At 70.5% G+C, this 20,482-nt stretch carries 15 protein-coding genes and 1 tRNA gene; 9 read left to right on the top strand and 7 right to left on the bottom strand.

The genetic code is table 11. From position 1 onward, the window contains the following. Window positions 1-179: 179 nt before the first annotated feature. On the bottom strand, window positions 180-2,759 hold the full coding sequence (locus ACZ62B_RS20375) for an ABC transporter permease (protein ID WP_344555027.1): 2,580 nt from the start codon (window positions 2,757-2,759) through the stop codon (window positions 180-182). Next, a complete protein-coding gene (locus ACZ62B_RS20370; protein WP_344555029.1) occupies window positions 2,756-3,544 on the bottom strand; it encodes an ABC transporter ATP-binding protein in 789 nt (262 codons plus the stop codon). Before ACZ62B_RS20370 ends, ACZ62B_RS20375 begins: the two co-directional genes overlap by 4 nt. Before the next feature lie 422 nt (window positions 3,545-3,966). Here ACZ62B_RS20370 and ACZ62B_RS20365 point away from each other — a divergent pair, with 422 nt between their 5' ends. After that, the gene (locus ACZ62B_RS20365) at window positions 3,967-5,478 is read left to right on the top strand and encodes an MFS transporter (protein ID WP_469691549.1); all 1,512 of its coding nucleotides are present in this window, start codon (window positions 3,967-3,969) and stop codon (window positions 5,476-5,478) included. 46 nt (window positions 5,479-5,524) lie between these two features. Here ACZ62B_RS20365 and ACZ62B_RS20360 read toward each other — a convergent pair whose 3' ends face one another. The 3 genes from ACZ62B_RS20360 to ACZ62B_RS20350 all read right to left on the bottom strand — a co-directional run bounded on the left by ACZ62B_RS20360 (window position 5,525) and on the right by ACZ62B_RS20350 (window position 10,308). Next, a complete protein-coding gene (locus tag ACZ62B_RS20360) occupies window positions 5,525-6,409 on the bottom strand; it encodes a cellulose-binding protein (protein ID WP_344555033.1) in 885 nt (294 codons plus the stop codon). A gap of 203 nt (window positions 6,410-6,612) precedes the next feature. Beyond that, complete coding sequence (locus ACZ62B_RS20355; protein ID WP_469691545.1) at window positions 6,613-9,309, bottom strand: SUKH-4 family immunity protein; 2,697 nt, start codon at window positions 9,307-9,309, stop codon at window positions 6,613-6,615. 9 nt (window positions 9,310-9,318) lie between these two features. Beyond that, entirely contained in the window at window positions 9,319-10,308 is a 990-nt protein-coding gene (locus tag ACZ62B_RS20350; protein ID WP_344555037.1) for an SMI1/KNR4 family protein, read from the bottom strand. Between the two features lie 354 nt (window positions 10,309-10,662). Here ACZ62B_RS20350 and ACZ62B_RS20345 point away from each other — a divergent pair, with 354 nt between their 5' ends. Both ACZ62B_RS20345 and ACZ62B_RS20340 read left to right on the top strand, forming a co-directional pair. After that, window positions 10,663-11,190: a YwqJ-related putative deaminase gene (locus ACZ62B_RS20345; protein WP_073936170.1), complete on the top strand. Its 528-nt coding sequence runs from the start codon at window positions 10,663-10,665 to the stop codon at window positions 11,188-11,190. Between the two features lie 44 nt (window positions 11,191-11,234). Then, window positions 11,235-11,729 (top strand): SUKH-3 domain-containing protein, encoded by a 495-nt coding sequence (locus ACZ62B_RS20340; RefSeq protein ID WP_344555041.1) that lies wholly within the window; start codon window positions 11,235-11,237, stop codon window positions 11,727-11,729. 18 nt (window positions 11,730-11,747) lie between these two features. Here ACZ62B_RS20340 and ACZ62B_RS20335 read toward each other — a convergent pair whose 3' ends face one another. Beyond that, window positions 11,748-13,049: a sensor histidine kinase gene (locus ACZ62B_RS20335; protein WP_344555043.1), complete on the bottom strand. Its 1,302-nt coding sequence runs from the start codon at window positions 13,047-13,049 to the stop codon at window positions 11,748-11,750. A 161-nt stretch (window positions 13,050-13,210) separates the two neighbouring features. Here ACZ62B_RS20335 and ACZ62B_RS20330 point away from each other — a divergent pair, with 161 nt between their 5' ends. From ACZ62B_RS20330 to pth, 6 genes are all read left to right on the top strand, one after another. Beyond that, a complete protein-coding gene (locus ACZ62B_RS20330) occupies window positions 13,211-14,089 on the top strand; it encodes a hypothetical protein (RefSeq protein WP_469691538.1) in 879 nt (292 codons plus the stop codon). A gap of 12 nt (window positions 14,090-14,101) precedes the next feature. Then, a tRNA-Gln gene (locus ACZ62B_RS20325) sits at window positions 14,102-14,173 on the top strand. Between the two features lie 122 nt (window positions 14,174-14,295). Beyond that, on the top strand, window positions 14,296-15,741 hold the full coding sequence (gene glmU / locus ACZ62B_RS20320) for a bifunctional UDP-N-acetylglucosamine diphosphorylase/glucosamine-1-phosphate N-acetyltransferase GlmU (protein ID WP_468719151.1): 1,446 nt from the start codon (window positions 14,296-14,298) through the stop codon (window positions 15,739-15,741). Window positions 15,742-15,829: 88 nt separating this feature from the next. Next, a complete protein-coding gene (locus ACZ62B_RS20315; RefSeq protein WP_030216271.1) occupies window positions 15,830-16,810 on the top strand; it encodes a ribose-phosphate diphosphokinase in 981 nt (326 codons plus the stop codon). Between the two features lie 217 nt (window positions 16,811-17,027). Beyond that, the gene (locus ACZ62B_RS20310) at window positions 17,028-17,627 is read left to right on the top strand and encodes a 50S ribosomal protein L25/general stress protein Ctc (protein WP_469691532.1); all 600 of its coding nucleotides are present in this window, start codon (window positions 17,028-17,030) and stop codon (window positions 17,625-17,627) included. A gap of 70 nt (window positions 17,628-17,697) precedes the next feature. Beyond that, window positions 17,698-18,309, top strand: coding sequence for an aminoacyl-tRNA hydrolase (pth, locus tag ACZ62B_RS20305; RefSeq protein WP_469691530.1), 612 nt, complete (start codon window positions 17,698-17,700; stop codon window positions 18,307-18,309). A 27-nt stretch (window positions 18,310-18,336) separates the two neighbouring features. On the opposite strand, the gene ACZ62B_RS20300 is transcribed toward pth, so the two are convergent. After that, a complete protein-coding gene (locus ACZ62B_RS20300; protein ID WP_469691528.1) occupies window positions 18,337-20,475 on the bottom strand; it encodes a DEAD/DEAH box helicase in 2,139 nt (712 codons plus the stop codon). Between the last annotated feature and the right edge of the window lie 7 nt (window positions 20,476-20,482).

Here is a 20,482-nt window from a genome sequence, read left to right as displayed (position 1 = left end):
CGGTGTCGGTTCTCGGCCTCCAGGGGGCTCCCGCCCCCTGCCCCCCCGGCCCATGCCCACCCACCGCCCGACTCGGCAGGTCGGAAGCCGAGGTGCCGGCGTGTACGCACCCGGCGCCGGAAAGCCCCCGAGGACTCTCCGGCGCCGGGTGTCACCCCCGCAACCCCCGTATGCGGTGGCTAGTCGGTGGCGATGGCGTTCAGGACGTTCATGCGGCCGGCGCGGAAGGCCGGGACCAGGGCGGCGAACAGGCCCACGAAGGCCGAGCCGATGAACACGCCGATGATCGTCGGCCACGGGATGTCGAGGACCTTCAGGCCCTCCAGGGCGAGGAGCTGCTGCGCGGTGGCGCCCCAGCCCATGCCCAGCCCCAGGCCCAGCAGGGCACCGAAGAGGGCGATCACGACCGACTCCATGCGGATCATGCGGCGCAGCTGCCGGCGCGAGAGGCCGATGGCCCGCATCAGGCCGATCTCCCGGGTGCGCTCCACCACCGACAGGGCCAGGGTGTTCACCACACCGAGGACCGCGACGACGATCGCCAGGGCCAGCAGACCGTAGATCATGTTCAGCAGCTGGCCGATCTGGTCCTTCAGCGCCTCCTTGTAGTCGGTCTGGTCGCGCACCGTGTACTGCGGGTAGTCGTGCAGCGCGTCCTTCAGCGCCGTGTACGCGGCGTCGGTCTGCCCGTCCTTCGCCGAGGCGAAGAGCAGCATGTCCAGCGGCATCTTGTCGGCCGGCACGTACGTGGCGAGGGTGTCGATGGACGTGTACATCGCGCCCGCGTCGATGACGGCCTCACTGCTGGTGATCGCCCGGACCGTCAGCGTGCCCGTCTCGCCGTCCTTGAACGCGACCTCGATCTCCGAGCCGAGCTTGACGCCGTGGTCCTTCGCGAAGTCCTCGTGGACGGACATCGAGTCGGGCCGGTAGGCGTCGTCGAGCTTCCCGGCGACCGTCTCGATCCGCAGGTCGGTCGCGTACGTCGGGTCGGCCGCCGTGATCGCCGTGTCCTTCAGCGTCTTGCCGTCGGGCGTGGTGAAGTCGGCCTCGGTCCACTTGTACTCGGTGACCCGGTCCACCGCGGGTGACGCCTTCACGGCCTCGACGGCCTGCGGGGTGATCAACTGGCCGTTGTCGGACTGGATGATGAAGTCCGTGCCGACGGTCTTGTCGAGCTCGTCGGTGGCGGACGCCACCATGGAGGAACCGACCACGGACAGGCACGCCACCAGCGCGAGACCGATCATCAGCGCGGCACCCGTCGCACCGGTACGGCGCGGGTTGCGCAGGGCGTTGCGCTCGGCCATGCGGCCCACCGGGCCGAAGGCCCGCAGCAGGATCGCGCCGAGGACGCGCACCACACCGCTCGCCAGCACCGGACCGACGACGACGAAGCCGATCAGGGACAGCACCACGCCCAGGCCCAGCCACATCGAGCCGTCCGTCGCCTTGTCCGCGCTGCCCGCCAGGTACAGGGCGAAGCCGCCGGTGCCGGTGAGGACCAGGCCGATCCCGCCGCGTATCCAGCCGGCCCTGGCGTCCGCCGGGGTGCCGGCGTCGCGCAGCGCGGCCATCGGGGAGATCTTCCCGGCCCGCCGGGCGGGCAGGTAGGCGGCGAGGACCGTGACGACCACGCCGAGGAGCAGTCCGAGCGCGGGGGTCGTCCAGGCCACCGTGAGGTCGTCCGTGGACAGCTCCATGCCCATCATGCCCATGAGCTTCATCAGCCCGACCGCGAGTCCGACGCCCGCGCCGACCCCGAGGACCGAACCGAAGACGCCGAGCAGCAGCGCCTCGACCAGCACCGAACGGTTGACCTGCCTGCGGGACGAGCCGATCGCCCGCATCAGGCCGATCTCCCGGGTGCGCTGGGCGACCAGCATGGAGAAGGTGTTGATGATCAGGAAGATGCCGACGAGGAAGGCGATCCCGGCGAAGCCGAGCATCGCGTACTTCATGACGTTCATGAAGCCCTCGACGTCCTTCTGGTTGGCCTCCGCGGTCTCCTCGGCGGTCTGCACCTTGTAGGCGCCGCCGAGCTCGGCCGCGACGTTCTTCTTCAGCTGCGCGTCGCTGACGCCGGACGCGGCGGTCACGTTGACGTTGGTGTAGACGCCGCTCTCGCCGACCAGGGCCTGCTGCGCGGTCTTCGTGTCCAGGTAGAAGATCGCCGCACCGGGGTTGGTGACCGTGAAGTCGGCGATGCCGGAGACCTTCGCGGTGAGCGTGCCGACCACGCTGATCACGCCGATCTCGTCGCCGAGCTTCAGGCCGTGCTTGTCGGCGGTGTCGGCGTCGACCATGATCTGGTCCGCGCCCTTGGGCGCCGCACCCTCGGTGATCTCCATGGTGCGGGCGTCGTTGCCGTTCCAGCTTCCGACGATGGTCGGGCCGCCGCTGGTCGGCGAGAGGTTGTCCTTGTCGCCGTCGACGACGGTCACCGAGGTGGAGAACACCGTGCCCTCGGCCGACTTCACGCCGTCCGCGCCCTTGACCTCGTCGAGCACGGAGGCCGGTATCACCGGCGGCTTGCCGTTGTCCGCGGTCGTCTCACCGCTGTCGGAGGCGCCCTTGGCGCTCACCGTGACATCCGAGGAGGTGGCCGCGAACAGCTTGTCGAACGTCGTGTTCATGGTGTCCGTGAACACCAGCGTGCCGCACACGAACGCCACGGACAGCAGCACCGCCACCGCGGACAGCGCCATCCGCCCCTTGTGCGCGAAGAAGTTGCGCATGGAGGTCTTCAGGACGGTCATGACGTACGCCCCCGGGCGTCGAAGTCCTTCATGCGGTCCAGGACCTGATCGGCCGTCGGCTGGTGCATCTCGTCGACGATGCGGCCGTCGGCGAGGTACAGCACCCGGTCCGCGTAGGAGGCGGCCACGGGGTCGTGGGTGACCATCACGATGGTCTGGCCCAGCTCGTCCACCGAGCGGCGCAGGAAGCCGAGCACCTCGGCGCCGGCGCGGGAGTCGAGGTTCCCGGTCGGCTCGTCACCGAAGATGATCTCCGGGCGGGCCGCCAGCGCCCGCGCCACCGCGACCCGCTGCTGCTGGCCGCCGGAGAGCTGCGTCGGCCGGTGCTTGAGCCGCTCCGCGAGCCCGACGGTCTCCACCACCCGGTCCAGCCACCCCTGGTCGGGCTTGCGGCCGGCGATGTCCATGGGCAGCGTGATGTTCTCGATCGCGTTCAGCGTCGGCAGCAGGTTGAACGCCTGGAAGATGAAGCCGATCCGGTCCCGGCGCAGCCGCGTGAGCTTCTTGTCCTTCAGGCCGGTGATCTCGGTCTCGTCCAGGTAGATCTGCCCGGACGTCACGGTGTCGAGCCCGGCGAGGCAGTGCATCAGCGTGGACTTGCCGGACCCCGAGGGGCCCATGATCGCGGTGAACTGGCCGCGGGCGATGTCCACGTCGACGTGGTCGAGGGCGACGACACGGGTCTCCCCGGACCCGTACGCCTTCACGACCTGCCGCGCCCGCGCGGCAACGGCCGTCTGCCCTCCAGTGCCCCCGTGCCTGGGAATGGTCACAGCCGATGTCACGGTAAGTCTCCTATGTCGGTCAGTAAATGAAAGCGGTGGTGCGGCGCCCGCCCGTCGTGTCCGGCGGCCGCTTCGTGCGTGTTCGTGCGACGTGATTCAGTCTGGCGGTCGGCGGGGGTCTCGCGCCCTGGTGTCCAGCGCAGTCTTGTACTGAGGAAAACCCCACCCCCGCCGGTGTGGTGTGCCGCCCCCCAGCGGCGTAAAGCCAGGTTAAGGACGCCCCCCGCCCCGTCTCGTCCTCCGTCGGTACGAACCCTCCCCGACCCGTAGTACGGAGGTACCCCTAAGGGCTCTCCTCCGGCGGGTGGACACCGTCTCAGGGTCGGCTCCGCCCGCAGGCTCATACAGGCTCCGCCCTCCCGCCGCGTGAGGGTCAAGTGCGAAGCTGTGCGGCGGCGGACAGGTGCAAGGGGCAATCAACCATGAGGGAGGAACTCCGGGTGGACGGCACCAGACCGGTGACACGCGACAGCGGGCGGCCCGCCGCGACCGGGCGGCGCGGAGCCGTCGTGGCCGCGCTGATGCTCGCGATGGCCCTGGCGGCACTCGACTCCACCATCGTGGCCACGGCCGTCCCCCAGATCGTCGGCGACCTGGGCGGCTTCTCCTACTTCTCCTGGCTCTTCTCCGGCTACCTGCTGGCCGTGACGGTCACCCTCCCCGTCTACGGCAAGCTCTCCGACACCTTCGGCCGCAAACCGGTCCTCGTCGCGGGCGCCGCGCTGTTCCTCCTGGGCTCGCTGCTGTGCGCCGCGGCCTGGAACATGGCCGCGCTCATCGCGTTCCGCATCGTGCAGGGCCTGGGCGGCGGCGCGCTCCAGGGCACGGTGCAGACCCTCGCCGCCGACCTGTACCCACTGGAGGAACGCCCGAAGATCCAGGCCCGCCTCTCCACCGTGTGGGCCCTCTCCGCGGTGGCCGGCCCCGGCCTCGGCGGACTGCTCGCCTCCTACGCCGACTGGCGCTGGATCTTCCTCGTCAACCTGCCCGTCGGAACGGTGGCGTTGTGGCTGATCGTCCGTCACCTCCACGAACCACGGCGGGAGAAGGGCCGCCACACGCGCGTGGACCGGGCGGGCGCGGTCGCGATCTTCGCCTGCGGTGGCGTCCTCCTCACCGCGCTCGTGCAGGGCGGGGTCGCCTGGCCGTGGCTGTCCGCCCCGTCGCTCGCCCTGTTCGCGGCGGGAGCCGCCCTCCTGGCGGTCGTGGTCGTGGTGGAACACCGCGCGGCGGAGCCGATCATCCCCGGCTGGGTGTGGCGCCGCCGTACGATCGCCGCCGTCAACCTGGCCCTCGGCGCCCTGGGCCTGCTGATGGTGGCCCCCACGGTCTTCCTGCCCACCTACGCCCAGTCCGTCCTCGGCCTCACCCCGGTCGCCGCCGGATTCGTCCTCTCCGTGTGGACGCTGACCTGGCCGGTGTCGGCCGCCCTCAGCCAGCACGTGTACCGCCGCATCGGCTTCCGCAACACCGCGATGCTCGGCATCGGCACGGCCGCGCTCGTCCTCTTCGCGTTCCCCTTCCTGCCCTACCCCGGCCGGGCGTGGCAGCCGACCCTGCTGATGCTGCTGCTGGGCGCGGCTCTCGGCCTGTTCCAGCTCCCCCTGATCATCGGGGTGCAGTCGTCGGTGGGGTGGGAGGAACGCGGCACGGCGACCGGGTCGATCCTCTTCTGCCGGCAGACCGGCCAGACCGTCGGCGCGGCCCTCTTCGGCGCGGTCGCCAACGGCGTCCTGGCCGCACGCCTGGGCGGCGCGAACGACCTGGACTCCGTCGCCCGCGCCCTGGACGCGGGCACCGTCCCCGAGGCGACCCGCCGGGCCATCGCGGACGCCGTGCACGCCGTCTACCTCGGCGCGGCGTGCGCGGCGGCACTGGCCTTCCTGGTCCTGCTGCTCCTCGCGCCCCGCACGTTCCCGGTGCTCAAGGACTGAGAACACCCCCTCCCGCACCGGCCGCGCGGAAGGCCCCGGAACCGGCTCACTCCACCGCCCGGCCCGTCAGCGCGCTGAGACCGGCGCACACCTGGTCGAGCTGCGCCTGCAGGTCCTCCCGCGTCCCGGCGTGCTCGCGCAGCACCCGCTCGGTCTCCCGCGCGACGCCCTCCGCGCGGACGCGCGCCCCGGCGAGCAGCTCCGCCGCCCGCTCCCGCGCCTCCTCCGCGCGGCGCCGCGCCGACTCCTCCGCGTCGGCGAAGACCTGCCGCGCCTCGGCCAGCGCACGTTCGGCACGCTCCTCCGCCTCGGCGTGCCGGGCCTCCAGCGCGGCCACCCGCGCCTCCTCCTCACGCTCCACCGCGGCCAGCCGTTCCGCCTGCTCCCCGGCCGCCTCGGCGAGCATCCCGGAGGTGCGCTCCCGCATCTCCCGCAGCACCGCCAGCGTCTGTGCGCGCCGCTCCTTCACCTCCAGCCGGGCCTCGGTCCTGACCCGGTCGGCCTCCGCGCGGGCCGCCAGCAGCACCTCCCCGGCGTACTCGTCGGCCTCGGCGCGTACGGTCCCGGCGTGCGCCCGCGCGGCCTCCCGCACGCCGGTCGCGTCGTCCTCCGCCAGGTCCGTCACGTCCCGCGCGTACTGCCGCGCCGACTCCCGCACGGCCGCCGCCTCCTCTCCCGCCAGCCCGAACAGCCGCCGCGCGCTCTCCCCCAGCGACTCGTACGTCTGCGGCGCCAGCCCCGCCACCCGCACCCGCAGCAGCCCCAGCTCCTCCTCCATCTCCCGGGCCAGGACGGTGAGCCGAGCGGCCCGCTCCCAGGCGGCGTCACGATGATCCGAGAGGCCCTCGACGTACGCGATCACCTGCAAAGGACGGTAGCCACGCCCCCGTACGACCTCGAAGCCCTGCGACGACACCGATGCGCTGCTCACCCTGGAACCCCTCTCCACCGACGGACCCGAAGCCCAGCACGAAAGACCGAGCACGAAATGGGATGAATCGCGCACATCTTGGTGGATGACACGGAAGTGTTCATAACGCGACACTCCGCGAGGAGGGCACACAAAAGCCGGGCCCGGTCGTCCTGACGACCGGGCCCGGCTCCTCACGTCACACGGGGCTCAACCGTGACGGATCACAACAACCCGTCCCACATCTGCTCCAGCAGCACCGACCACCAGCTCTCCGGCGAACCCAGCGCCGCCGGGTCCAGCGCGGCCAACTGCGCCTGGAAGTCCACCGTCCAGCGGCCCGCCTGCTCCTGGTTCAGCCCGAACCGCAGCCGCCACATCCGGCCCAGCAGCGCCAGACAGCGCGCGAACTCCGGCAGGCCGGTGTTCACGAACTGCGGCGGAACCGGCGCACCGCCCGGCCCGGACTCCACCGGCACCGCGACGATGTTCGCCGTGCCGTACTGCACACAGATCGCCTTGCCGAAGTCACTGCCCATCACCAGGTACGAGCCCGCGTCCGAAGCCGGCTGCACCCCCCGCTCCGCCGCCAGCTCCGCCAGCGTCGGCACCGGACGGCCCGGCTGCGCCTGCGCCCAGAAGAACGGACCCATGTCCAGCGGCAGCCCCGCCACCACCAGGGTGTGCGCCACGACCGGCGGCACACCCTGCCGGGACACCGCCGCCTGCTCGAACCGGAACACACCCGGCCCGAACGCCCCCGCCAGCTCCTGCGCCACGGCCTCCGGCGGAACCGGCGGCGCCGGCTGCACCGGCGGAATCGGCGCACGCACCGGCGCGGGACGCGCCGGACCGTCCGCCACCTGATGCAACTCACCCTGATGGGCCAGCAGTTGCCCCATGCCCTGCTGCCGGCTCGCATGATCCGTGCCGTACGGGGCGATGGACGTGATCCGCGCCTGCGGCCACTGCTCACGGATCATCCGCGCACAGTACGCACCCGGCAGCTCGCACGACTCCAGCTCGGTGTGCAGCTCCAGCACCTGGTCCGGCGGCACGTTCATGGCACGCAGCTCGTGGAAGATCTGCCACTCCGGGTGCGGCGTACCCGGCGCCGAACGCCGGATCAGCTGCTGCTCGCTGCCGTCCTGCGCGCGGTAGCGCAGCACGGCCTGGTAGCCGGGGCCCACGGTCGGCTGACCGGCGGGCGGCTGCGGATAGCCGTACGCCGGCGGCTGCCCCGGCACCGGGGCACCGGGCGGCGGCGTACCGGGGGGCATCCCGCCGGGCGGCATCGGCGGAGCACCGCCGGGCATCCCCGGAGGCGCCGGGGGCGGCGGCACACCGGGCCCCGCCACCGGCGGCGCGGCCAGCACGGTCTCCGCGTGGTGCACGGTCCCGCGCCCGCCCCCGGCCGTACCGGAAGCACCGGGCGGACCCGGAGGCTGCGGAGCACCGGGAGCACCCGGAGCGGCAGGAGGACCGGGAGGCTGGGGCGCACCAGGAGCACCGGGCGCACCGGGAGCACCGGGAGTGCCCGGAGGCTGCGGAGCACCCGGGCCACCCGGACCGGCGAGCATCGTCGCCGCGTGGTGGGCACCACCGGGCGGCGAAGGCGGGGCCGGCGTCCCCGGCGGCGGGGTCGAACCACCCGGCGCCCCCGGCCCGTCGGGACCGAGCGACGACACCAACTGCGTCGGTACGTACCCGCCCGCCGGAGCGGACGGCGGCGCGGGCGTACCGCCCGGACGCGCGCCCGGAGTCCCCGGAGCACCCGGCGGAGGCGGGGGCGTCGCACCCGAGCCGCGCCGCGGAGGCGGAGCAGCCTTGCTGGTCGCGGCATCCGCGATGTCCCCGGCGTTCGGCGCGAGCGGACGCTCCGGCGCACCCGGACCGGCCGGCGCAGGCGCAGGCGTGGGCGCACCGGCCGGCGCAGGCGTGGGCGCACCGCCGGGCCCCTGCGGAGAGCCGTACGGCGCACCACCCTGCGCGGGCGGCGGCGTGCCCGGCGCTCCCTGCGGCGCACCGGGATCCTGGATCGCCGGCGCGACGGCCGTCGGCGGAAGCCCGCTGCCACCCGACATCAGCGCCGTCATCGCCTCCGGCGGAGTCGCGGGCGGAGCACCGTCACCGGACTCGCCCAACTGCGACGCGAACACGGTCTCCGGCAGCGGAACGGAACGGTCCTCACCCACATCGGCGTTGGTGTCCGTACCGGTCCACGGAGTCGCCCCGACCGGCGCACCGGCCCCCGCGCTCCCCCCGGCGGCGGGCCACGCGGCACCGCTCCCCGCACCGGCAGCCGCACCCGGCACGGAATCCCCCGCACCGGAACCCGCTCCCGAAGGACCGGCGGCCGCGCCCGCAGGCCCCGGAGCGGAACCCCCGGACGAGGCCGAAGCCGCGGACGAACCCGAACCCGGAACCGAACCCGATGCAGGACCCGCGGACGAGTCCGCCCCCGGACCCGAAGCCGAAGCCGAAGCCGCGGACGAACCCGAAGCCGGCCCCGCGGACGAACCCGACCCCTCCCCCCGCCGGTCCGGAATCCCCAGCCGGTCCGCCGCCTCCTGCAACCACTCCGGCGGACTCAGCAAGAACGACGTCTGATTCAGATCCACCCGCGCCGCAGGCGCCGGCACCGGCTCCGGCGCCGAATCGTCACGGCCGTACTCCTCCTCGTACCGGCGGATCACCTCACCCACCGGCAGCGCCGGCCACAGCGTCGCCTCACCACTGTCACGGGCGATCACCAGCCGCTGCGCACCACCGTCCGAACGGGGCCCGTCCGCACGGTCCTCCGCCCACACCACGAACCCGAGGCCGAACTCCCGCACCCGCACCTCACGATGCTGGTACGACGGCACATCCCCGTTGACCCACTCCTCCGCGCGCTCCTGCGCCTGCGCGAACGTCACCATCGCCGAAGCTCACTCCCCCGCGGAAGAAACCGGAACGGCACGCGCGAACCCACCGTCCACCATCAGATTCGCCACCGTATCCAGCTCCGGCGGAGACCCCGCCAGCCGGGACAGGAACACATCGAAATCGTCCCCGCACGACAACAACAGCCGCTCCACCCGCTCGGCCGGCGACCACGACGGATCCACGTCCCGCGCGTCGTCGTACGCGCAGAACCACACCGAACCCTGCCGCTCACCCCGCACCTTCACGGCCAGCAGACCACCCTGCACGAAACCGACGCACAGATAGTCCTTGGTCAGATGATCCCGCAGACACTTGTTGACGTACACGAGGTCATTGACCGCCGCCTCGTCCCGCACCGTGAAGAACGGCTGGTCCACCAACAGCCCCAGCCCCGCGTCCAACGCCGTCCCCACCGGCGCACAACCACCCGCCGCCTTCAAGAACGACCGGTACGCACCCGGCAACCGGTACCCGAGATCCTCCTCGACCCCCAGCACCTGCGACTCCGTCACCGCCACACCCGACTTCGGCAGCCCGAAATGCGCCGGACGCGTCTCCTGCAACGGCCGCGTACCCCGCTTGCCATGGTCCACCGCCGACGTCACCACCCCACCGTGATGCCGCAGCAACGCCTTCACCTCGACCGGCACCAGCTCCAGCCGCCGCGACCCCACCACGTGATGCCACGTCCAGCCGTGCGGCGTCGCCACCGCCGGCACCGTGTCCCACAACTCATGCCCACTCGCCGCCAGCGCCGCGTTCGCCGACACGTAATCCGTCAGCCGCAACTCGTCCACGCCGAAACCCTCCGGCGGCTCCGCCACCTCCGCGGCCGCACGCGCGTAAGGCGAGAAATCGGGGTAACCACGCTCGTCCACCCGCACCCCTCTCGGGTGACGGGCCGCCCGCACCGGATCCGGGAAGTGCACGACCTGCCCGGCATAGGCCGCGTTCGGCGGCACGGCTTCCTGCCCGAGCCGACCTGTCGTCATGGCGGTTGCCCCCTGCGGCACTCTGTACGCCCCGCACCGCCCACCTTCGGACCACTACGGAACGTATTCGACTCTCACGTCTGCTGTCTCGACTGCTTACCGCCACGACCCCACGGCGCCCGCACACACCACCGCACGGACCACCGCGTGGATCGCGGTGCCGACAGCCTATGCGGTACGACTCCACCGGTCACCGGCACCGGTCATCAGCCCTTCCGCTTCCGTGACCAGCCGTCACCCTCCCGTGACAGCCCGCCCAAACCCGGGCGTGTCGCCCCGACCCAGCTTCCACATCAGCCACGCCATTTGGCACTCTGTGACCTCCGGGGGGATGCTCGGGAGGGGATGATGATCATGAACGTGACGCAGACGGGGCCGCACACCGGCCCATCCGGCGACCCTCGCTCCGGCGACCCCCGCATCGGCTGGAGCACCACCGACACCCCCCACACCCCCACCCTCCACCACCGCCGCGACGGCATCCTCCCCACCATCGCCGCCGCCCTCTCCGTCCGCGGCACCACCCTCACCGGCACCGCCGCACGCGGCGACACACCCCCCGCCCTGCACCCCCTCGTCCAGGACTTCCTCGACACCCTCACCAGCGACCAACGCGACCGCTTCACCGGACGCTGCGCCGAAACCATCCTCATCTCCCGGCACCTCACCACCGCCGACGCCGCCCGCAGCAAACGCGCCGCACGCAGACCCATGACCAACGGCGAAGCCCGCAAAACCCTCAAACAGGCCAAACTCACCACCCGCCGCATCCGCGAAGACGGCGACCCCCTCCACGGCGCCTACGCCACCCCCTGCCGCGCCTGCACCGCCCTCACCGCCCACTTCGGCGTCCGCATGGTCGACCCCGCCACCAACGGCTGACCCCAGCCCCCGCGCCACCCACGACCTCGACGAACGAAGAGCAGATGCACACCGACCGCACCTCCACCACCCGCTTCGCCGTACCCGTGGACGCCGCACTGCGCGCCGCCGGCTGGCAACCCGGACGCTGGGACATCAAACAAGCCGAAATCTGGGCCGACACCCTCCGCGACCACACCTCACCCGCCGGCCACCGCCACACCGTCTTCCCCGCCGCCGTCGAAGCCTGGGCCGAATTCGGCGGACTCCACATCAACCCCACAGGACCCGGCCGCCACGTCGCCCCCGCGACCCTCCACCTCGACCCCCTCCACGGCCTCCACCTCGCCCGCACCCTCGGCGACCTCGGCCGCGCCCTCGACACCGAGGTCTGCCCCCTCGGCACCGAAACCGACACCCAGGCACTCCTCGCCATCGACACCCAAGGCCGCACCTACGCCCTCGACCACACCGGCGACTGGTACCTCGGCCCCGACATCGACCACGCCCTCGCCACCCTCGTCTCCGGCATCCGACCCACCCGCCTCACCGCCGGCTGACCCCAAAAGACAACCGGACTACGACGCCGGAATCACCGCCGACACCCGAAAACCCCCCGCATCCGTCGGCCCCGACACAAACACCCCGCCCAACGCCGACACCCGCTCCTTCATCCCCACCAGACCATTACCGCCCGACGGCAACCCCGCCGACGCCCCCGCCTCCGGCGGCGGCTCGTTCTCCACCTGCATCGCGATCTCCGACACCCGGTACGCCAGACGCACATACGTCTTCGCACCCGCCGCATGCTTGTGCACGTTCGTCAACGCCTCCTGCACCACCCGGTACGCCGTCGACTCCACCTCCCGCGCACACGACCGCGACTCCCCCACCACCGACAGATCGACCACCATCCCCGCAGCCGCCGACTGCCCCACCAACTCCTCGATCTCCGCCAGACACGGCCCCTCCCCCTCATCCACCGCCCGAGACGCGGCAGCCGCCGCAGCCACCCCCACCGCCGCCAACGGCACCGACGCCCGCTCCCGCCGCTGCCCGTCCCCACCCGAACGCAGCACCCCGAGCATCTCCCGCAACTCCGTCAACGCCTGCCGCCCCATGTCCCCCACCAGAGCAGCGTTCCTCACGGCCTTCTCCGGATCCTTCCGCGCCACCGCCTGCAACGCCGCCGCATGCACCACCATCAAACTCACCCGGTGCGCCACCACGTCATGCATCTCACGCGCGATCCGCGTCCGCTCCTCGCCCCGCGCCCACTCCGCCCGCTCCTCGGCCCGCTCCGCGAGCAACTGAAGCTCCCGCTCCAGACTGTCCGCCCGCTCCCGCAGACTCTCCATCAACCGCCGCCGCGCCCCCACGTACAGCCCCAGCAGCAACGGCGGCGCCGTCACCCCGACCGCCGTCGTGATCGACGCGAACGGCACGATCCAGTCCCCGACGTCCAGATCCCCCCGCGCCAGGGTCTGCCGCATCCGCACGAACATCACGATGAGCACACCCACCGACTGCATCCCCGCCAGCGACGCGATGATCCGCCGCGGCACCTCGGACGCGGCCAGCGAATACAGACCGACGACGCCCATCAGGAAACCCATCGCGGCCGGCGTCACCGCGATCGCCACCAGCACCACCGCGATCGGCCACCGCCTCCGCACCAGCAGCACGGAACCGGCCAGCACGCCGAACACGGCCCCCACGGCCGCCGGAACCCCCGCCTCCCGCGCGAACGGGATCCCCTCCAGCCCGCACTCCAGCGCGGACACCACAGCGAGACCCACATCGAACACGGCACTGCGCCGCCTGCCCCACCACCACGGCCCTCCCCGGGCCGTCACCAGCTCTTCCCCCGTCGTGGTCATGCGTCCAGCCTACGGGCGGGAAGCTCCGCTTTTCCGGCGAGTTTCCACGTCCGGACCACACCACACAGGGTGACCGTTCAGATGCGATACGGCCCGAAATCCCTCGAACTGCTGAATCGGACACCGTTCGAGAGGGGAACCGACCATTCCGCCCGGACGGTATGCGTGTGACACATGCACCCGGCAAATACGCCGACTTCGAAGGCCTGCGGGAACAGGCGATCGCCCTGCGACGGGCGGGACTGAGCCGACGCCAGATCCGCGACCGGCTCCACGTCGACAACAACGACATCCTCAACCGCCTCCTCCAGGGCGAGCCGGCCCCGGAATGGACGAAACGACCGAACGCCAAGGACGACCTACGGGAGAAGGCGAGGAAGCTCCGACTCCAGGGCTGGACGTACGACCGGATCCAGGTCGAGCTGGGCTGCTCGAAGAGCTCGATCTCGTTGTGGGTACGGGATCTACCGAAACCGGAGCGGAAACGAAGCCGCGAGGAGGCCTCGGCGATCGCGAGGCGCGGCTGGGAGGCCACGCTCCGGCTGCGCGAGGAGGAACGACAGCGGACCAAGGAGCACGCCAAGCAGGCGATCGGCAACCTGACATCCCGCGAGCTGTTCCTGCTGGGCGTCGGCCTGTACTGGGCGGAAGGTTCCAAGGACAAGCCGTACGACCGCCGCGAGAACGTCACCTTCGTCAACAGCGACCCGGGAATGATTCAGGTGTTCCTCCACTGGCTCGACCTGCTCGGCATCGAGCGGGAGCGACTCCGGTTCACCGTCATGATCCACGAGAACGCCGACGTGGGCGGCGCGGAACGCTACTGGGCCGAACTCACCGGAGCCGACCGCTCCGCGTTCAACAAGACGACACTCAAGCGCCACAACCCCAAGACGGTGCGCAAGAATGTGGGCGACGCCTACCGGGGATGTCTCGTGATCAAAGTGCTCAAGAGCGCCGAGCTGTACCGTCGCATCGAAGGCTCTTGGTACGGCATAGTGTTGGGAGCCGCCCAGCCGGACGACGAAATGTCCGTTTAGCCGGGTTTGCCATCCCCTGTGGTGTAATCGGCAACACAGTCCGCTTTGGACGGATCATTCCAGGTTCGAGTCCTGGCAGGGGAGCAGTGCTCAAGTTCGGGCCCTGACCGGTCACCCCGGTCAGGGCCCGCTCTCATGTCCCCCCACAACCACCCCGGTATCCTGCGGATGTCACCCCCACCCCCATCACAGCCGAAGGGCATCCCGTGAGCACCAGTCGCCCGGCAGCCGTCGTCGTTCTCGCAGCGGGTGAGGGCACCCGTATGAAGTCGGCCACACCGAAGGTCCTGCACGACATCTGTGGCCGTTCCCTGGTGGGCCATGTGCTCGCCGCGGCCGGTGAGCTGGAGCCGGAGAATCTGGTCGTCGTCGTGGGTCACGCCCGCGAGAAGGTGACCGCGCACCTCGCCGAGGTCGCCCCCGAGGTGCGTACCGCCGTGCAGGCGGAGCAGAACGGTACGGGTCATGCCGTACGGATGGGGCTGGAGGAGCTGGGTGGCTCCGTGGACGGGACCGTGGTCGTCGTGTGTGGTGACACCCCGTTGCTGACGGGTGGGACGCTGCGGCAGCTGTCGGCCACGCACGTCGCCGACGGCAACGCGGTGACGGTGCTGACGGCCGAGGTGCCGGACGCGACGGGTTACGGGCGGATCGTGCGGGACGACGGCGGTGCGGTCACGGCGATCGTGGAGCACAAGGACGCGTCGGACGCGCAGCGGGCGATCCGGGAGATCAACTCGGGTGTGTTCGCGTTCGACGGGGCGTTGCTGGCGGACGCGTTGAAGAAGGTGCGGACGGACAACAGTCAGGGTGAGGAGTACCTGACGGACGTGCTCGGGATCCTGCGTGAGGCGGGGCACCGGGTGGGTGCGTCGGTGGCGGGGGATCACCGGGAGATCGCGGGGATCAACAACCGGGTGCAGTTGTCCGAGGCGCGGCGGATCCTCAACGACCGGTTGCTGACGGAGGCCATGCTGTCCGGGGTGACGGTGGTCGATCCTGCGACGACGTGGGTCGATGTCACCGTGACGTTCGAGCAGGACGTGGTGGTCCACCCGGGGACGCAGTTGCACGGAACCACGCATCTCGCCGAGGGGTGTGAGGTCGGGCCGAACTCGCGGCTGACCGACACCCGTGTGGGTGCGGGGGCGCGGGTGGACAACACGGTGGCGGTGGGTTCGGAGGTGGGTCCCGAGGCGAGTGTGGGGCCGTACGCGTATCTGCGTCCGGGGTCGCGGTTGGCGCGCAAGGCGAAGATCGGTACGTACGTGGAGACGAAGAACGCGTCGATCGGTGAGGGGACGAAGGTTCCGCATCTGTCGTATGTGGGGGATGCGACGATCGGCGAGTTTTCGAACATCGGTGCGGCGAGCGTGTTCGTCAATTACGACGGGCAGGACAAACATCACACGACGGTCGGGTCGCACTGCAAGACGGGTTCGGACAACATGTTTGTGGCGCCTGTCACGATCGGGGACGGTGCTTACACGGCTGCCGGGTCGGTGATCACGAAGGATGTGCCGCCGGGTTCGCTGGCTGTGGCCCGTGGCCAGCAGCGGAATATCGAGGGTTGGGTGGCTCGTAAGCGTCCGGGGAGTGCTGCCGCGAAGGCGGCGGAGGCGGCTTCGCGGGAGCCGGCCGCTGAGGAGTGACCGGATTCGGCCCTCTCGAACAGGGCGTACCGTGATAAGTGCACTTCCGCACCGCCATCAGCTGCGACACCTCTGAGGAGATTGTGCTGTGACCGGGATCAAGACGACCGGCGAGAAGAAGATGATGTTCTTCTCCGGCCGCGCCCACCCCGAGCTTGCCGAGGAGGTCGCCCAACAGCTGGATGTGGGGGTCGTCCCGACGAAGGCCTTCGATTTCGCCAATGGTGAGATCTATGTGCGGTATCAGGAGTCGGCTCGTGGTGCCGACTGTTTCCTGATCCAGAGCCACACTGCTCCGATCAACAAGTGGATCATGGAGCAGTTGATCATGATCGACGCGTTGAAGCGTGCGTCGGCCAGGTCCATCACGGTGATCGTGCCGTTCTACGGTTACGCGCGGCAGGACAAGAAGCACCGGGGTCGTGAACCGATTTCGGCGCGTCTGATCGCGGACCTGATGAAGACGGCGGGTGCGGACCGGCTGCTGGCCGTGGATCTGCACACGGATCAGATCCAGGGTTTCTTCGACGGGCCGGTGGACCATCTGTTCGCGCTGCCGCTGCTCGCGGACTACGTGGGTGCGAAGGTGGACCGTTCGAAGCTGACGGTGGTGTCTCCGGACGCGGGCCGGGTGCGGGTGGCGGACCGTTGGTGCGACCGTCTGGGTGCTCCGCTGGCGATCGTGCACAAGCGCCGGGACAAGGACGTGGCGAACCAGGTCACGGTGCACGAGGTCGTGGGTGACGTGAAGGGGCGCATCTGCGTCCTGGTGGACGACATGATCGACACGGGTGGCACGATCTGCGCCGCGGCGGACGCGTTGTTCGCGCACGGTGCGGAGGACGTGATCGTGACGGCGACGCACGGTGTGCTGTCGGGTCCGGCGGCGGACCGGTTGAAGAACTCGCGGGTGAGTGAGTTCGTGTTCACGAACACGCTGCCGACGCCGAGTGAGCTGAGCGAGTCCCTCGACAAGATCAAGGTGTTGTCGATCGCGCCGACGATCGCGCGTGCGGCGCGTGAGGTGTTCCGGGACGGTTCGGTGACGAGCCTGTTCGACGAGCAGTAGTCCCGTGCGGCCGGTGCAGTAAGGGTTCTGCACCGGCTCTCCCGGTGATCGTTTTGGGTGCGGCCTCCTGGTCCGAGTAGACTGCTTGAGTTGCTCGGCGAGGGAGGCCGTTCCGCTTTTCACCAGGCGGGTTCGGTGGTCCGTTATCGACGCGCTCTTCGTAGCAGGCCGTTCGTGGCCGGGTGACCACGTCCGTTTCTGACTTTCGAGGAGTGACATGTCCGAGGTGAAGATCTCCGCCGCGACGCGCACCGAGTTCGGCAAGGGTGCCGCGCGCCGTATCCGCCGTGACAACAAGGTTCCGGGTGTGCTGTACGGGCACGGTTCGGACCCGCTGCACCTGACCCTTCCGGGCCACGAGCTGCTGCTCGCGCTGCGTACGCCGAACGTGCTGATCGCGCTGGACATCGACGGCAAGACGAACGAGCTGGCGATCCCGAAGGCCGTGTCGCGTGACCCGCTGAAGGGTTTCCTGGAGCACGTGGACCTGCTGCTGGTGAAGCGCGGCGAGAAGGTCCAGGTCGAGGTTCTGGTGCAGGCCGAGGGTGAGCTGGCCCCGGGTGGCTACCTGCTGGAGCACGTGCTGTCCGCGCTGCCGGTCGAGGCCGAGGCCACGCACATCCCGGAGAACGTGACGGTGTCCGTCGAGGGTCTGGAGGCCGGTGCCTCCGTCCTGGCCAAGGACATCGAGCTCCCGAACGGCGTGACGCTGGCCGTCGAGGAGGACGCGGTGGTCCTCCAGGTGCTGGCCGCGCAGGCCGAGGAGGCGCCCGCCGAGGGTGCCGAGGGTGAGGGTGAAGAGGCCGCCGAGGCCTGATCCTCTTTCGGAGTCGTTTCGTCGGCCGCTGTTCCCGTGCGGGGCAGCGGCCGACGCGTATGAGGGAGACATGGGCGTGACGACGGATGCGGCGGGTGCGGCGGGGCCCTGGCTGGTCGTGGGGCTGGGCAATCCGGGGCCGGAGTACGCGATGAACCGCCACAACGTGGGGTTCATGGTGGCGGATCTGCTGGCCGAGCGGATGGGGGGCCGGTTCAAGCGGGCGGGGAAGGCTCAGGCGCAGGTCGTGGAGGGCCGGATCGGTCCGCCGGGTCCGGCGAACCGCCGGGTGGTCCTGGCGAAGCCGATGTCGTACATGAATCTGTCCGGCGGGCCGGTGAACGCGCTGCGGGAGTTCTACAAGGTGCCGGCGGAGCGGGTGGTGGCGGTCCATGACGAGCTGGACATCGATTACGGGACGCTGCGGCTGAAGCTGGGTGGCGGGGACAACGGTCACAACGGGCTGAAGTCGCTGACGAAGGCGTTCGGGCGGGAGTACCACCGGGCGCGGTTCGGGATCGGGCGGCCGCCGGGGCGGATGCAGGTGGCGGACTTCGTGCTGCGGGATTTCTCGTCGGCGGAGCGCAAGGAGCTGGACTACTTCGTGGACCGGGCGGCGGACGCGGTGGAGTGTCTGGTGACCGAAGGGCTGGAGCGGGCGCAGAGTTCGTACAACTCGTGAGGTGCGCCGTCTTCGCGGTCCGGTGGATTACAGCGGCAGGGTCGTGAACCGTGCCTGCTCGTCGAGAACTGAGGCGGCCTTGTCCAGATCCGCCAGGCGAGCTGCCAACGTGGCGGTGGCGAGGCGTTCCGGCAGGGCGGCGCTGAACTTCAGTCCTCGCAACGCGCGCGGGTCCACGGAGGGCAGGCTGAGCTGCTGAGCCGCCCGGGTCCTGGCCTGTTTCCATTCGGTGGCCGTCAGGTCCTCCCGAAGACGAATGCAGGCGTCCGTGGGGTACTGGAGAGGGTCGGCGATCTCGCTGAGGGTAGCTGCGAGTGTGGCGTTCGCTCGCTGCCCGGCCCAGGTCCACCAGCGCACGCCGGTGCCGGGCCCCTCCCGGACAACAACGGTTCCGCCTGGATGCACCCGCTCCACGGCGCTTTCGCGTGCTGCGGTCAGAGCGTCGTGTGCGCGGCGTGTCAGCGTCACAGGCGGATCGGTGCCGAGCAGGACGTCGCGTACACCGCGTGTGAGTTCGTACGAGGCTCCCCTGGCGAAGCCCACTCCGGCCCACCGTGCCTTGCCGCCGCTCTCCACGGGTTCGACGAAGCACCGGCGCCTGGACCAGTCGATGTAGGTGACCTGCCAGCTGCGGCCTGCCAGCAGGAGCCGTCGTGGTCCGGCCACTTTCTCGGTCAACAGGGCTGGGTCGGTCGATCCGATCTCCTTGCGGCCGAAAAGCACGGTGAATTCCGGTGCCGCGGTGAAGACCGCCGTCAGGTCCATAAAGTGCCGGTAGCCGAAGCGCTGCTCCGCTTCGGGACCGATGAACAGCATGCCGCCGTCTCGTTCGAGGTAGCCCGCGTCGATCAGGTGCTTCACGATCGGTTCGGCCGGGGCTCCGAAGGAGTCCAGCCCGCCCCACCATTCCTGCCAGAGGTGTTCCCCGACGGTGTTTTCCTGAAGGCAGAGGGCGAGTACCTGCTGGGCGACGATGTGCCGGGGCTCGGGTGGGGCCTCGACTGGTTCGACCCAGCCTCGTGACCATTGCAGGAGCAGGGACGCGGCGGCGAGCAGGCCGTCCTCGTCGAGGGTGAGGAAGAGGCAGTTGCGGGTGGATCCGGGCCGTCTGCCGGTTCGGCCCAGGCGTTGGAGGAAGGACGCCACGGTGGGCGGTGCGTCGATCTGGATGACGCGGTCGAGGTCGCCTACGTCGATGCCGAGTTCGAGGGTGCTGGTGGAGACGATGACGCAGTCGCGTGCCTCGCTGAACGCCTCCTCGGCGCGTCGGCGCTCGTCGGCCGCGAGGGAGGCGTGCGAGAGGAAGGTGGTCACGCCCTTGGCGCGCAAGCACTCGCCGAGCTTCTCAACGTGCCGCCGGGTCTCGCAGAAGACCAGGCGTTTCTCTCCCCGGTGGAGTGCGGCAATGACGGCGGCGGCGTTCTCCAGGGAGCCCACGTAGTCGAGCTGGATGTCTCCGGGCGGCGGGGTGTCGGCCGTCGGTGCGGGGCCACTGACGGAGACCACTTGCGCAGGTCGTTCCCCGGCGCCGGATCCTTGTAGCCAGGCCAGGAGCTGTGGCGGATTGCCCACGGTCGCGGAGAGACCGATTCGCTGCACCGGACGGCCGGCGACCCGCTCCAGGCGCTCCAGCACGGCGAGGAGGTGCCAGCCGCGGTCGTCGCCCGCGAAGGCGTGGACCTCGTCCACGATGACCGCCCGCAGTCCCGAGAAGAAGGCACGGTGGTCGACGTTGGCGCTGACCAGCATCGCTTCCAGTGATTCCGGCGTGGTCAGCAGGATGTCGGGGCGCTCCCACAGGATGCGTTTGCGCCGGGTCTGCGAGACGTCGCCGTGCCAGAGGGCCGCGGAGCGTCCGAGCCACGAGGTGTAGCTCTCCAGGCGCGGCAGCAGGTTGTTGAGCAGTGCCTTGAGGGGACACACGTAGAGGATCGAGGTTCCCGTCCACCGTGCTTGGGCCATTTTCGACAGCAGCGGGAAGGTTGCGGCTTCGGTCTTGCCGCCGGCAGTGGGGGCGAGGAGCAGTGCGTCCGTGCCGTCCATGAGCGGATGGACGGCGGCCTTCTGGAGGGGCCGCAGATCGGGCCAGCCGAGGGTGTTGGCGATGTGGTGCAGAACAATGGGGTGGAGCCGGTCGACCGTGTCCGGGGTGTCGTCGGTGTTCACGGGCGCT

It is taken from the genome of Streptomyces sp. NPDC053426, assembly GCF_055585405.1.
The sequence above is the reverse complement of the archived record's forward strand: the minus strand, read 5'-3'. Positions and strand labels throughout refer to the sequence as shown.